Source organism: Vibrio sp. Isolate22, from assembly GCF_022398115.1.
Lineage (GTDB): Bacteria > Pseudomonadota > Gammaproteobacteria > Enterobacterales > Vibrionaceae > Vibrio.
Genome location: NZ_JAKEUW010000019.1, coordinates 57,306 through 70,856, shown reverse-complemented (window position 1 = coordinate 70,856; position 13,551 = coordinate 57,306). Strand labels below are relative to the sequence as shown.

Sequence of the window (13,551 nt, the reverse complement as noted above, 5' to 3'; positions counted from 1 at the left end):
CGATGGCACCAACTCTATAGGCGGATTGGCATAACAACGTACATTGCGCTGTCATCTTGTGCATTTTCAATCAAGGCACTCGCGTTCGCGTCTGACATTGAGATACGAACCTGTTCACAACGCAGTGTATTCAATACATCAAGTACATAGCTTACGTTGAAGCCGATCTCTAGCGCGTCACCATCATAAGTCACGTCTAGCATCTCTTCGGCTTCTTCTTGTTCTGGGTTGTTAGCGGTAATGCGCATCTCGCTATCTGCAAGGTTCACGCGAACACCACGGAATTTTTCATTCGATAGAATCGCTGCACGAGAGAACGCTGAACGCAATTCATCACAGCCCGCTTCTAGTGTCTTGGTAGTATTCTGCGGCATTACGCGGCGATAATCAGGGAAACGACCATCAACAAGCTTCGAAGTGAAGACATAGTTGTTCACTTCAGCACGCACGTTTGAGTTACCAATTTGCAGCGTTACTGGTTGTTCAGGTGCATCCAATAGCTTCACTAGCTCTTGCACACCTTTACGAGGCACAATGATCTGCTTCTGTGCAAAGTCAGCACCAAGCTGAGCTTGAGATACCGCCATACGGTGACCATCGGTCGCCACACTACGTAGAGTCGAGCCTTCAATCTCAAACAACATACCGTTGAGGTAGTAACGAACGTCTTGGTTCGCCATTGAGAATTGAGTTTTTTCGATAAGACCACGCAGTTCAGCTTGTGTCACAGACACTTCAACTTCGCTGCTCCAGTCTTCAATATTGGGGAAATCGGCCGCAGGCAAGGTTGCCAATGAGAAGCGGCTACGACCAGAGCGTACTTGAACACGGTCGCCATCCAATACCACAGTGATCACTGAGCTATCAGGTAAACCACGGCAGATATCTAGGAATTTACGAGAAGGCACAGTAATGCTGCCCGCTTCAAAATCACCTTCAAGCGTTACACGGCTGATCAGTTCAACTTCTAGGTCCGTTGCTGTCATCGACAACACGTTATCTTCTACCTTAATCAGTAGGTTTCCTAGAATTGGAAGTGTTGGCCTGCCACCTAGCGCGCCAGACACTTGTTGTAACGGCTTAATCAGATGACTACGTTCAATGGTAAATTTCATATCTTGCTCTTACGGTCTAAATGGCACGCAACATAGGTGCGTGACCAAGATTCTGCTTATTAAGGTTAAGAATACTGTGTATTAAGAAGAAAGGGTACGAATCAAGTTCGAATAATCTTCTTTAATGTCGTGGCTCTCTTCACGCAGCTGAGCAATCTTACGGCAAGCGTGCAGTACCGTGGTGTGGTCACGGCCACCAAATGCATCACCAATCTCAGGCAAGCTGTGGTTAGTCAGCTCTTTTGCTAGTGCCATCGCCAATTGACGTGGACGAGCAACAGAACGAGAACGACGCTTAGACAGCAGGTCAGCCACTTTGATTTTGTAGTACTCCGCCACTGTCTTCTGAATATTATCGATAGTAACCAGCTTCTCTTGCAGTGCCAGTAGATCACGTAGCGCTTCGCGTACGAAATCGATAGTGATTGGACGACCAGTGAAGTTCGCATTCGCGATAACACGGTTCAGTGCGCCTTCGAGCTCACGAACGTTAGAACGCAGACGCTTAGCAATAAAGAATGCCACTTCATCTGCAAGGTGAATTTGATGGTCTTCTGCTTTCTTCATTAAGATCGCAACACGCGTCTCAAGCTCTGGTGGCTCGATCGCAACCGTCAAACCCCAACCGAAACGAGATTTAAGACGATCTTCTACGCCGTTGATCTCTTTTGGATAACGGTCAGAAGTTAGGATGATCTGTTGGTTGCCTTCAAGCAGCGCATTAAAGGTATGGAAGAACTCTTCTTGAGAGCGCTCTTTATTCGCGAAGAATTGGATGTCATCGATAAGCAGTGCATCAACACTACGGTAGTAGCGTTTGAATTCTTCGATCGCATTGTTTTGTAGCGCTTTAACCATATCCTGAACAAAACGCTCAGAGTGCATGTAAACCACTTTTGCATTCGGCTTGCCATCAACAATGGCATTACCTACCGCGTGCAACAAGTGAGTTTTACCTAGGCCGGTGCCACCGTATAGAAATAGTGGGTTGTATGCCGCGCCTGGGTTATCTGCCACCTGACGTGCTGCAGCCAAACCAAGTTGGTTCGACTTACCCTCAACAAAGTTATTGAACTTGTGTTTAGGGTTCACGTTTGAACGGTGGTTGATGTCCACATCCACAGGCTCTTCATCGCGCCATGTGTTATGAACAGGCTTACGAGCTTGCAGCTGTGCAGGCGCCGACGACTCTGCCGCTACATCCGCAGCGGTACGAGTTGGCGCAGGAGCCGATGCAGGTGCTGCCGGCTTAGGTGCCGATACACGCTTGCTGCCGACTTCAAAATGCAGATGCGGGATATCGTTGCCGCAATATTCTTGCAACAGACGGTTAATGCTATTTAAGTACTTATCACGAACCCAATCGAGTACGAAACGGTTCGGTGCAAATAGAGTTAGAGTATTGTCATTGAGCTCCGCTTGTAACGGACGAACCCACATACTGAATTCTGTAGCTGGTAACTCTTCTTGAAGCTGTTGCAAACACTGCAACCAAAGCGAAGATGACACGGTGCCCCCACTCTATTTAAGTAATATGAAATGACTGCTAATTTTACCTGTTGATAAGTCAGATCACCAGCAATTGATCACAGATCCAGTGAATAAGATCCAAGTTATTCACAATAAATTTGTAATTAACCGGCGGATCCGCACATCTTGCCCCAAATTTACTCACACAACGATCCACTTATGCCCGGATCCTTGCTAGTTATCCCCAAAACGAGAATGCGATCTAGTTATGGTTAATAACATCTGGTTATTTATTCTATCGAGCAATTTACCAGTAACATCCAATCCCATAAATATAAGGAGTTACCAAATGAATAACTGGATTAAGGCTGCAATTGCGGCTATCGCACTCTCTGCTGCTACTGTTCAAGCTGCGACTGAAGTTAAAGTCGGCATGTCTGGTCGCTACTTCCCATTTACTTTCGTTAAGCAAGACCAACTACAAGGTTTTGAAGTGGATTTATGGGATGAGATCGGTAAACGTAACGACTACAAGGTTGAGTACGTGACAGCGAACTTCTCTGGTCTGTTTGGTCTTCTTGAAACGGGTCGAATCGATACCATTTCTAACCAAATTACAATGACGGATGCACGTAAAGCGAAATACCTATTCGCAGACCCATACGTAGTAGACGGCGCGCAAATTACTGTTCGTAAGGGTAATGATAGCATTAAAGGTATCGAAGACCTTGAAGGTAAGACTGTTGCGGTAAACCTAGGCTCGAACTTTGAACAACTGCTACGCAGCTACGATAAAGACGGCAAGATCAACGTGAAAACCTACGACACAGGTATTGAACACGATGTCGCTCTTGGTCGTGCCGATGCATTCGTTATGGATCGCCTATCTGCACTAGAGCTTATCAAGAAGACTGGTCTACCATTACAGCTAGCAGGTCAGCCATTCGAAACGATTGAAAATGCTTGGCCTTTCGTAGACAACGACAACGGTAAGAAACTACAAGCCGAAGTAAATGAAGCATTAGCAGCAATGCGCGCAGATGGTACGCTAGAAAGTATCTCTCAGAAATGGTTTGGTGCGGACATTACTCAGAAGTAATCACTCACTCTCCATTCAAGGCCCACTGCTTTATACAGCGGTGGGCTTTTGCTTTTATATCACTGATAAAAACGCTTGATATCACGCGGCTTCCAATAAAAATACGAGATAGATTATGGGATTTGATTTTAACTACATGCTAGAGCTGCTACCGATACTGTTAAAGTATCTCGGCACCACCATGGAGATGGCGATTTGGGGCTTGTTCTTTGCTCTGATCCTGTCTGTTATACTGGCAAACATTCGTGTGTTCAAAATCCCAGTACTTGACCAACTCAGCCAGCTTTATATTAGCTTCTTCCGTGGCACACCACTGCTGGTTCAGCTGTTCCTCCTTTATTACGGCTTACCTCAGGTATTCCCGTGGATGGTTGGCTTAGATGCATTCAGTGCTGCAGTCATTGGTTTAACCCTGCACTTTGCCGCTTACATGGCAGAAAGTATTCGCGCCGCGATTATCGGTATTGATCGCAGCCAGATGGAAGCGAGCCTTTCGGTAGGTATGACGACTAGCCAAGCGATGCGCCGAGTGATCTTGCCGCAAGCGACCCGTGTCGCTCTGCCTTCTTTGATGAACTACTTCATCGATATGATCAAATCGACCTCACTTGCCTTTACGCTAGGCGTGGCTGAGATTATGGCTAAAGCTCAAATGGAGGCATCTTCAAGCTTCCGCTTCTTCGAGGCTTTCTTGGCAGTAGCACTGATTTACTGGGGCGTGGTGGTTATCCTCACTCGTATTCAAATTTGGGCCGAAGTGAAACTGAATAAGGCATACGTACGATGATCAAATTACAAAATATCCACAAGCACTTTGGTGACACCGAAGTTCTCAAAGGGATCGACCTAGAAATCAAGCAAGGTGAGATCATTGTTATCATAGGTTCGAGTGGTACAGGTAAGTCTACACTACTGCGCTGTGTGAACTTTCTTGAACAAGCCGACCAAGGTACGATCTCGATTGATGACATCAAAGTCGATGCCCAAAAGCATACCAAAGCAGAAGTGCTAGCACTGCGACGTAAGACCGGCTTTGTTTTCCAAAACTATGCCCTATTTGCTCACCAAACCGCCAAGCAGAACATTGCTGAAGGTTTGATTACAGTGCGTGGTTGGAAGAAGCAACAAGCCTATGAAAAAGCACAACAAATACTTGATGATATCGGCCTAGGCGACAAAGCAGACAGCTACCCAGCAGCGCTTTCTGGCGGTCAACAGCAACGTGTTGGTATTGGCCGTGCAATGGCACTCCAACCAGAGCTTTTACTGTTTGATGAGCCCACTTCTGCGCTGGATCCTGAGTGGGTTGGCGAAGTACTTAACCTAATGAAAAAATTGGCAAACCAGCATCAAACCATGCTGGTGGTTACCCATGAAATGCAGTTCGCTAGAGAGGTCGCAGACCGAGTGATCTTCATGGCTGACGGTCATATTGTCGAGCAGGGATCTCCACAGGATATTTTTGGTAATCCACAAGATCCTAAATTAAAAAAATTCCTAAATAAGGTTGGGATCGACTAAGGATCCTTGTGATTTTAGTTATTCTACGTATAATCCCCCGACCGGAATTTTAGTTAACCCAATCATTGACACTTTTTGTGACAGTGATTACAATTCCGCCTCTTTGTTGAGAGGCGTCGGTTTTCCTTTCTTATATAAAGAAGAGAAAAAATGCCCACGCCGGGTTTAACAAAAACCTAAAACTACTGATCAGTAAGGTAATTACAATGAAACGCACTTTTCAACCTACAGTTCTAAAGCGTAAGCGTACTCACGGTTTCCGTGCTCGCATGGCTACTAAGAACGGTCGCGCAACAATCAATGCACGTCGTGCAAAAGGCCGTAAGCGTCTTTCTAAGTAATCTTTGATTATTTTGAATAAGCTAGCCTTCGGTCGGGAGTTACGCTTGTTAACTCCCGAACATTATCAAAATGTCTTCAAGCAAGCTCATCGAGCTGGCTCTCCTCATTTCACAATCATTGCTCGAAATAACTCTCTTTCAAATCCTCGTCTTGGATTAGCCGTTCCGAAAAAGCAGATTAAAACCGCCGTGGGTCGTAATCGATTCAAGCGTCTTACTCGTGAAAGCTTTCGTAACACTCAGCACAAACTTCCTAACAAAGATTTTGTTGTAATCGCTAAGAAGAGCGCGCAAGATTTAAGCAATGAAGAAATGTTCAAGCTACTCGACAAATTATGGCTTCGCCTGTCTCGCCCTTCGCGTGGATAGCGCTAATACCCATCTATTTTTATAGATGGTTTATTAGTCCACTCATCGGCCCACGCTGCCGATTTACTCCAACCTGCTCTTTATATGCGATAGAAGCGTTGAAAGCTCACGGTTTTGTAAAAGGGTGTTGGTTATCAGGCAAACGTCTATTAAAATGCCATCCTTTGAACGATGGGGGCTTTGACCCCGTTCCACCAGTCCAAAAACAAGACAGAGATAAATAACGATGGATTCTCAACGTAATATCCTGTTAATCGCATTGGCTTTGGTTTCTTTCCTACTTTTCCAACAATGGAATGTAGCTAAGAACCCAGCTCCTCAAGCGGTTGAGCAGGCACAATCTGGCAGCACCCTACCAGCGCCATCTTATGCAGATGATCTAGACCCGGCTCCTGGTCAAGTTGCTTCTTCTGCAAAAACTATCACAGTGACCACTGATGTACTGACTCTGTCAATTGATACGGTTGGTGGTGATGTTGTGAAAGCAGACCTAAATGATTACTCAGCTGAGTTTGATTCTGAAGAGAGCTTTGTTCTTCTTAAGAATGAGCCAGGCCACCAATTTATCGCTCAAAGCGGTCTAGTTGGTCCTCAAGGTATCGACCTTAGCAGCACAAACCGCCCTAGCTACACGGTTTCAGCAGACAGCTTTACGCTGGCTGACGGTCAGGATGAACTACGCATCCCAATGACTTACCAAGCGAATGGCCTAGATTACACAAAAACATTCATCCTTAAGCGCGGCAGCTACGCGATTGACGTTGAATACGATGTAGTCAACAACTCTGGCAACAACGCGACATTCGGTATGTACGCTCACCTACGTCAAAACGTTATGGATGACGGCGGTAGCCTAACAATGCCAACTTACCGTGGTGGTGCTTACTCTACGGAAGACACGCGTTACAAAAAATACAGCTTCGACGACATGCAAGATCGCAACCTGTCTCTTAACCTAGCAAATGGTCAAGGTTGGGCAGCGATGATTCAGCACTACTTTGCAAGTGCTTGGATCCCACGCGACGAAGCAGGCAGCAACCTTTACACTCGTGTAATCGGTAACCTAGGCGACATCGGTGTTCGTATGCCGAACAAAACCATCGCTAACGGTGACGAAGCAAGCTTTAAAGCAACGCTTTGGGTTGGTCCAAAACTTCAAGACCAAATGGCAGCAACTGCACCAAACCTAGACTTGGTAGTAGATTACGGCTGGCTATGGTTCATTGCTAAACCACTTCATACTCTGCTTTCGTTCATTCAAGGCTTCGTATCGAACTGGGGTGTGGCAATCATCATCCTAACTTTCATCGTTCGTGGTGCTATGTACCCACTAACGAAAGCTCAGTACACGTCTATGGCGAAAATGCGTATGCTTCAGCCTAAGCTGACTGCAATGCGTGAGCGTATCGGCGACGACCGTCAACGCATGAGCCAAGAAATGATGGAGCTTTACAAGAAAGAGAAAGTAAACCCACTAGGTGGCTGTTTACCTATCCTTCTGCAAATGCCTATCTTCATTTCGCTATACTGGGCACTAATGGAGTCTGTTGAACTGCGTCACTCACCGTTCTTCGGTTGGATTACTGACCTTTCAGCGCAAGACCCATACTACATCTTGCCACTTCTGATGGGTGCTTCAATGTTCCTAATCCAGAAGATGAGCCCGACAACTGTAACGGATCCAATGCAGCAGAAGATCATGACCTTTATGCCGGTTATGTTCACATTCTTCTTCCTGTTCTTCCCTTCAGGTCTGGTTCTTTACTGGCTAGTATCGAACATCGTAACTCTGATTCAGCAAACGCTTATCTACCGCGCGCTGGAAAAGAAAGGCTTACATTCTAAGTAAGTTCGATAATAGAAAGAGCTAAAGAAAGGCGACCAAAAGGTCGCCTTTTTGTTTTTAGCTGATTACAATTCAGCTAATTGATTAATCGTGAATGCCCTTTTCGGCGTTCACATGCTAGCAGGCACAACTATGACTACAGATACGATTGTTGCTCAAGCGACCGCGCCCGGCCGTGGTGGCGTCGGTATTATCCGCGTTTCCGGCCCATTAGCGACTCAGGTTGCCCTAGAAGTAACGGGAAAAACACTTAAGCCTCGCTACGCTGAGTACCTACCTTTTAAATCTGCCGATGGCATCGAGCTCGACCAAGGTATCGCGCTCTACTTCCCTAACCCGCACTCCTTTACCGGTGAAGATGTCCTAGAGCTGCAAGGTCACGGTGGCCCTGTGGTTATGGATATGCTCATCAAACGCATCCTAAGCATCTCAGGCGTGCGTGCAGCTCGTCCTGGTGAGTTCTCAGAGCGTGCGTTCTTAAACGACAAAATGGATTTAACCCAAGCCGAAGCGATCGCTGACTTGATTGACGCAAGCTCAGAAGAAGCGGCCAAATCCGCACTGCAATCTCTTCAAGGTGAGTTCTCAAAACGCATTAACACACTAGTCGATTCACTGATTCACCTGCGTATCTATGTTGAAGCAGCTATCGACTTCCCAGAAGAAGAGATCGACTTTCTGGCAGACGGTAAAGTAAGTGCTGACTTACAGGCTATCATCGACAACCTAGAGGCAGTACGCCAAGAAGCCAACCAAGGTGCCATCATGCGTGAAGGCATGAAGGTGGTGATTGCAGGCCGCCCAAATGCCGGTAAATCTAGCCTACTGAACGCGCTGTCAGGCAAAGAGTCGGCAATAGTGACTGATATTGCTGGTACTACACGTGATGTACTGCGAGAACACATCCATATTGATGGTATGCCACTGCATATTATCGATACCGCAGGCTTACGTGATGCGTCTGATGAAGTTGAAAAAATCGGCATTGAGCGTGCTTGGGAAGAAATAGCTCAGGCTGACCGAGTCCTATTTATGGTGGATGGCACTACAACCGATGCCACAGACCCGAAAGATATCTGGCCAGATTTCGTTGATCGTTTACCAGATAACATTGGGATGACCGTCATTCGTAACAAAGCGGATCAAACCAATGAAGAGCTCGGGATTTGTCACGTGAACGATCCAACTCTGATTCGCTTGTCCGCAAAAACAGGTCAAGGCGTGGATGCCCTACGTAGTCACCTAAAAGAGTGTATGGGCTTTGCTGGTGGTCATGAAGGTGGCTTTATGGCTCGCCGTCGTCACTTGGATGCGCTTGAGCGTGCCTCAGAGCACCTCGATATTGGCCAGCAGCAACTTGAAGGCTACATGGCGGGTGAAATCTTGGCGGAAGAGCTTCGTATCACTCAGCTACACCTTAATGAGATCACAGGCGAGTTCAGCTCAGACGATCTCTTAGGGCGTATCTTCTCTTCATTCTGTATTGGTAAATAACCCAAGAAGGCTGGCTGATGCCGGCCTTTTTCTTTAGTAAGGACAGCTTAATGATCCACATTATTACAGGTAGCACCTTAGGTGGCGCTGAATACGTTGGCGATCACCTTAATGATCTTCTAGAAGAACAAGGCCATGAGATAACGCTACACAACCAGCCTGAATACAATGATATTCCTCAGCAAGGCTTCTGGTTAGTAGTGACCTCGACCCATGGTGCCGGTGAATTCCCTGACAATATCAAGCCATTCATAGCCGATCTGACAGAGCACGCACCTCAACTCGATAAGGTTCGCTTTGCTGTGATTGCCATTGGTGATTCAAGCTACGACACCTTCTGCGCAGCAGGCCAAACCGCTCATGAGTTATTAACAAAACTTGGCGGACAGGCGATTTCTGACTGTTTTACCATCGATGTTTTGGAGACTCCGGTCCCTGAAGACGCTGCAGAAGAGTGGTTTAACGATCATAGTGACCAATTTTAACCCTCTATTCTCTTAAAAAAGCGGCTTTTGCCGCTTTTTTTGTGCCTGAATATCGAGATTGTGAATAACTTTTTGGGGTAAAAGCCGAAAATTAGCCATTTATTTTCAAGATCTGTTGTGGATAAGATCATACATATTCGGTGATTAACCTATAGTTATCCAAATAACAAGTTTTAGAGCTATTTACCTCTGTGAATAAGTAGCCATTTTGATCCCAGCTAGTCCTCACTCTGATCAAAGTTAGATCACACCATTTGATCCAAAAAAGATCCATGATCTCGTTGATCATTTCCGACTTATCCACAGACCGCTTCGATCCTAATAATAGATCCAATAAAAGATCTCTTTAAAGATCTTATCTATATTAATTAAAAACAGCTTAATCGAAAAATTCCAAAAACGTTTTCTCAAGCTATGAAAACAGGTAGAATATCGCTCCTTTTTATCAGTTTAGAAAACGTTTGAATACCTGAGGTCGGTTCATGCTTTATCACGAAAAATTTGACGTCATCGTTGTTGGTGGCGGCCATGCAGGAACGGAAGCCGCACTCGCATCTGCACGTACTGGTCAAAGTACGTTATTACTTACTCATAATATCGATACCTTGGGACAAATGTCTTGTAACCCAGCTATCGGTGGTATCGGTAAGGGCCACTTGGTGAAAGAGGTCGATGCAATGGGTGGTTTGATGGCACAAGCCATTGATCATGCAGGTATTCAGTTCAGAACACTAAACGCGTCAAAAGGTCCTGCGGTTCGTGCAACGCGCGCTCAAGCAGACCGAGCGCTTTACAAAGCCTTTGTGCGTAATGTTCTTGAAAACACACCAAACCTAACCTTGTTTCAACAATCGGTTGATGACCTAATCGTTGAACAGGATCAAGTGGTCGGTGTGGTAACCCAAATGGGTCTTAAGTTCCGGGCTGATGCTGTGGTACTGACGGTGGGTACATTCCTAGGCGGTAAGATCCATATTGGTATGGAAAGTTCTTCTGGTGGTCGTGCTGGTGATCCACCATCGATCGCTTTAGCGGACCGTCTTCGTGATCTTCCCTTTAGAGTTGATCGCTTGAAAACCGGCACGCCTCCTCGTATCGATGCGCGTAGTGTTGATTTTTCTGAGCTTGAGGTTCAACACGGTGATAACCCAACACCGGTTTTCTCATTCATGGGCAGCCGAGCACAACAGCCACGCCAAATCCCATGTTACATCACGCACACCAATGAAAATACGCACGATGTGATTCGTGCCAACCTTGACCGTAGCCCTATGTACGCTGGCGTGATTGAGGGTATTGGTCCTCGCTACTGTCCTTCGATTGAAGACAAAGTGATGCGTTTTGCTGATAAAAACAGCCACCAAATTTTTATTGAGCCTGAAGGCCTAACGACACATGAGTTATACCCGAATGGTATCTCTACTAGTCTGCCGTTTGATGTACAGGTTCAAATTGTTCGCTCAATGAAGGGCTTCGAAAATGCTCACATCGTGCGCCCTGGCTACGCGATTGAGTATGATTTCTTCGATCCTCGCGACCTAAAACTGACTTACGAAACGAAGTTTATTAAAGGTCTGTTCTTTGCTGGTCAAATCAACGGTACAACTGGTTATGAAGAAGCAGCTGCGCAAGGCCTGATGGCTGGTTTGAACGCAAGCTTGTTTACTCAAGGCAAAGAAGGCTGGAGCCCACGTCGTGACCAAGCTTACATGGGCGTTCTGATCGACGACCTATCAACCATGGGCACCAAAGAACCGTACCGTATGTTTACGTCTCGTGCGGAATACCGTCTGTTGCTTCGTGAAGACAACGCCGATATCCGTCTGACAGAAAAATCTCGTGAACTTGGTTTGATTGATGATGCACGTTGGGCTCGATTCAATGAGAAGATGGACAACATGGAGAAAGAACGTCAGCGTCTGAAAGAGACTTGGATTAATCCAAAATCTGAAGATATTGGCGCGCTGAACCAGATCCTAAAAACACCAATGTCTCGTGAAGCGAGCGGTGAAGATCTTCTGCGTCGTCCTGAAATGACTTACTCACAGTTGACGGCTCTGGATCGTTTTTCTCCTGCACTGGAAGATCAACAAGCGGCTGAGCAAGTTGAGATCCAAGTGAAGTACGAAGGCTACATTCAGCGTCAGCAAGACGAAATTGAAAAATCACTGCGTCATGAAAACACCAAACTTCCTGCTGATATTGATTACAGCCAAGTAAAAGGGCTTTCTAACGAAGTGGTTCTAAAACTAACTAACGCTAAACCGGATTCAATTGGTATTGCTTCTCGTATTTCGGGTATTACACCTGCGGCAATTTCAATTCTACTGGTTTACTTGAAAAAACACGGCCTGTTGAAAAAGGGTGAGGAAGCATAATGAGCGTATTACGCGAAAAACTGGATCACCTGATTGGCCAGACTGACCTAGAAGTATCTGAAAAACAACGTAGCCAGTTGGTTGGCTACGTTGAGTTACTCAACAAATGGAACAAGGCTTACAACCTGACTTCGGTTCGTGACCCATTAGAAATGATGGTGAAACATATCTTAGATAGCATCATTGTTAGCACTCACTTACAGGGTAAGCGCTTTATCGATGTAGGCACCGGACCTGGCTTACCTGGGATTCCGCTCTCAATCATGAACCCAGACTGCGAGTTTTACTTGCTAGATAGCTTAGGTAAGCGTATTCGTTTTATTAAACAGGTAGTTCATGAGCTAGGGATCGACAACGTTGTGCCAGTTCAAAGCCGTGTTGAAGAGTTTCAACCTGAAGAAAAGTTTGATGCAGTGCTCAGTCGCGCATTTGCGTCAATGACAGACATGGTAGAGTGGTGTCACCATTTACCTAAAGAGCAATCCGGTGTATTTTTGGCTCTTAAGGGACAACATCCTAGAGACGAAATTGACCTGTTACCTGAATGGTGTTCAGTGACAGACATTAAAGCTTTGCGAGTGCCAGAGCTTGACGGAGAGCGTCATCTAGTAACTTTATCGCGTCAGGGATAATCAGCGAGGCCATAGTGGGTAGAATCGTAGCAATTGCCAACCAGAAGGGCGGCGTAGGAAAAACAACAACTTGCATTAACTTAGCAGCATCAATGGCGGCAACTAAACGCAAGATATTGGTTGTTGACCTCGATCCTCAAGGTAATGCCACTATGGCGAGCGGTGTCGACAAATATCAGGTTGAAGCAACTGCTTACGATTTGCTGGTTGAAGACACCCCATTTGATGAGGTAGTTTGCCGGAGTACATCTGGTAATTATGACCTCATCGCCGCAAACGGTGATGTTACTGCGGCAGAAATCAAACTAATGGAAGTGTTTGCGCGTGAAGTTCGCCTTAAAAATGCACTCGCATCCATTCGCGATAATTATGATTTCATCTTTATTGATTGCCCGCCCTCATTAAACCTTCTTACAATTAATGCCATGGCAGCTGCCGATTCCGTATTAGTTCCAATGCAATGTGAATACTTTGCTCTTGAAGGTTTGACTGCGTTGATGGATACCATAAGTAAGCTTGCGGCGGTGGTTAACGAGAACCTGAAGATCGAAGGTCTTCTGCGTACTATGTATGATCCTCGCAACCGCTTATCAAACGAAGTATCAGATCAACTCAAAAAACACTTCGGTAGCAAGGTCTACCGAACCGTGATCCCTAGAAATGTACGCCTTGCTGAAGCGCCGAGTCACGGCAAACCAGCAATGTACTACGACAAATATTCCGCTGGTGCTAAGGCATATCTTGCTCTTGCAGGCGAAATGTTGCGTCGTGAAGAAGTCCCAGTATAGGTCTAACCAAAGG

General features: G+C 46.0%; 14 protein-coding genes. 12 read left to right on the top strand and 2 right to left on the bottom strand.

All coding sequences use genetic code 11. The features are described from left to right. Positions 1 to 14: 14 nt before the first annotated feature. Both dnaN and dnaA read right to left on the bottom strand, forming a co-directional pair. Positions 15 to 1,115, bottom strand: coding sequence for a DNA polymerase III subunit beta (gene dnaN / locus L1D55_RS13020; RefSeq protein WP_063522131.1), 1,101 nt, complete (start codon positions 1,113 to 1,115; stop codon positions 15 to 17). Positions 1,116 to 1,196: 81 nt separating this feature from the next. Continuing rightward, positions 1,197 to 2,624 (bottom strand): chromosomal replication initiator protein DnaA, encoded by a 1,428-nt coding sequence (gene dnaA / locus L1D55_RS13015; protein WP_004739264.1) that lies wholly within the window; start codon positions 2,622 to 2,624, stop codon positions 1,197 to 1,199. Positions 2,625 to 2,934: 310 nt separating this feature from the next. Between dnaA and L1D55_RS13010 the strand changes: the two genes are divergently transcribed. From L1D55_RS13010 to L1D55_RS12955, 12 genes are all read left to right on the top strand, one after another. Beyond that, positions 2,935 to 3,684, top strand: a complete 750-nt coding sequence (locus L1D55_RS13010) for an amino acid ABC transporter substrate-binding protein (protein ID WP_060983463.1) — start codon at positions 2,935 to 2,937, stop codon at positions 3,682 to 3,684. A 115-nt stretch (positions 3,685 to 3,799) separates the two neighbouring features. After that, positions 3,800 to 4,471, top strand: coding sequence for an amino acid ABC transporter permease (locus tag L1D55_RS13005; protein WP_004739268.1), 672 nt, complete (start codon positions 3,800 to 3,802; stop codon positions 4,469 to 4,471). Beyond that, on the top strand, positions 4,468 to 5,205 hold the full coding sequence (locus L1D55_RS13000) for an amino acid ABC transporter ATP-binding protein (RefSeq protein WP_008224668.1): 738 nt from the start codon (positions 4,468 to 4,470) through the stop codon (positions 5,203 to 5,205). The genes L1D55_RS13005 and L1D55_RS13000 overlap by 4 nt, the downstream gene beginning before the upstream one ends. A 206-nt stretch (positions 5,206 to 5,411) precedes the next feature. Continuing rightward, positions 5,412 to 5,546 (top strand): 50S ribosomal protein L34, encoded by a 135-nt coding sequence (gene rpmH, locus L1D55_RS12995; protein WP_004735800.1) that lies wholly within the window; start codon positions 5,412 to 5,414, stop codon positions 5,544 to 5,546. A 45-nt stretch (positions 5,547 to 5,591) separates the two neighbouring features. Continuing rightward, positions 5,592 to 5,915: a ribonuclease P protein component gene (rnpA, locus tag L1D55_RS12990; protein WP_017055478.1), complete on the top strand. Its 324-nt coding sequence runs from the start codon at positions 5,592 to 5,594 to the stop codon at positions 5,913 to 5,915. Beyond that, the gene (yidD, locus tag L1D55_RS12985) at positions 5,882 to 6,139 is read left to right on the top strand and encodes a membrane protein insertion efficiency factor YidD (RefSeq protein WP_102426369.1); all 258 of its coding nucleotides are present in this window, start codon (positions 5,882 to 5,884) and stop codon (positions 6,137 to 6,139) included. The genes rnpA and yidD overlap by 34 nt, the downstream gene beginning before the upstream one ends. Positions 6,140 to 6,141: 2 nt before the next feature. Then, positions 6,142 to 7,764, top strand: coding sequence for a membrane protein insertase YidC (yidC, locus tag L1D55_RS12980; protein WP_128162547.1), 1,623 nt, complete (start codon positions 6,142 to 6,144; stop codon positions 7,762 to 7,764). Between the two features lie 129 nt (positions 7,765 to 7,893). Beyond that, positions 7,894 to 9,255: a tRNA uridine-5-carboxymethylaminomethyl(34) synthesis GTPase MnmE gene (mnmE, locus tag L1D55_RS12975; protein ID WP_239917688.1), complete on the top strand. Its 1,362-nt coding sequence runs from the start codon at positions 7,894 to 7,896 to the stop codon at positions 9,253 to 9,255. 50 nt (positions 9,256 to 9,305) lie between these two features. Next, positions 9,306 to 9,740, top strand: a complete 435-nt coding sequence (mioC, locus tag L1D55_RS12970) for an FMN-binding protein MioC (protein ID WP_102424686.1) — start codon at positions 9,306 to 9,308, stop codon at positions 9,738 to 9,740. Positions 9,741 to 10,222: 482 nt separating this feature from the next. Continuing rightward, positions 10,223 to 12,118: a tRNA uridine-5-carboxymethylaminomethyl(34) synthesis enzyme MnmG gene (gene mnmG, locus L1D55_RS12965; RefSeq protein WP_004739281.1), complete on the top strand. Its 1,896-nt coding sequence runs from the start codon at positions 10,223 to 10,225 to the stop codon at positions 12,116 to 12,118. Further along, on the top strand, positions 12,118 to 12,750 hold the full coding sequence (gene rsmG, locus L1D55_RS12960) for a 16S rRNA (guanine(527)-N(7))-methyltransferase RsmG (RefSeq protein WP_004739283.1): 633 nt from the start codon (positions 12,118 to 12,120) through the stop codon (positions 12,748 to 12,750). Before mnmG ends, rsmG begins: the two co-directional genes overlap by 1 nt. Before the next feature lie 14 nt (positions 12,751 to 12,764). Beyond that, the gene (locus tag L1D55_RS12955) at positions 12,765 to 13,538 is read left to right on the top strand and encodes a ParA family protein (RefSeq protein WP_026084427.1); all 774 of its coding nucleotides are present in this window, start codon (positions 12,765 to 12,767) and stop codon (positions 13,536 to 13,538) included. Positions 13,539 to 13,551 lie beyond the last annotated feature (13 nt).

What these genes read in the sequence shown, in the direction of transcription:
- dnaN (WP_063522131.1), bottom strand. Translation starts at nt 1,115, where the DNA reads ATGAAATTTACCATTGAACGTAGTCATCTGATTAAGCCGTTACAACAA.
- L1D55_RS13010 (WP_060983463.1), top strand. Translation starts at nt 2,935, where the DNA reads ATGAATAACTGGATTAAGGCTGCAATTGCGGCTATCGCACTCTCTGCT.
- L1D55_RS13005 (WP_004739268.1), top strand. Translation starts at nt 3,800, where the DNA reads ATGGGATTTGATTTTAACTACATGCTAGAGCTGCTACCGATACTGTTA.
- L1D55_RS13000 (WP_008224668.1), top strand. Translation starts at nt 4,468, where the DNA reads ATGATCAAATTACAAAATATCCACAAGCACTTTGGTGACACCGAAGTT.
- rpmH (WP_004735800.1), top strand. Translation starts at nt 5,412, where the DNA reads ATGAAACGCACTTTTCAACCTACAGTTCTAAAGCGTAAGCGTACTCAC.
- yidD (WP_102426369.1), top strand. Translation starts at nt 5,882, where the DNA reads ATGGCTTCGCCTGTCTCGCCCTTCGCGTGGATAGCGCTAATACCCATC.
- yidC (WP_128162547.1), top strand. Translation starts at nt 6,142, where the DNA reads ATGGATTCTCAACGTAATATCCTGTTAATCGCATTGGCTTTGGTTTCT.
- mnmE (WP_239917688.1), top strand. Translation starts at nt 7,894, where the DNA reads ATGACTACAGATACGATTGTTGCTCAAGCGACCGCGCCCGGCCGTGGT.
- mioC (WP_102424686.1), top strand. Translation starts at nt 9,306, where the DNA reads ATGATCCACATTATTACAGGTAGCACCTTAGGTGGCGCTGAATACGTT.
- mnmG (WP_004739281.1), top strand. Translation starts at nt 10,223, where the DNA reads ATGCTTTATCACGAAAAATTTGACGTCATCGTTGTTGGTGGCGGCCAT.
- rsmG (WP_004739283.1), top strand. Translation starts at nt 12,118, where the DNA reads ATGAGCGTATTACGCGAAAAACTGGATCACCTGATTGGCCAGACTGAC.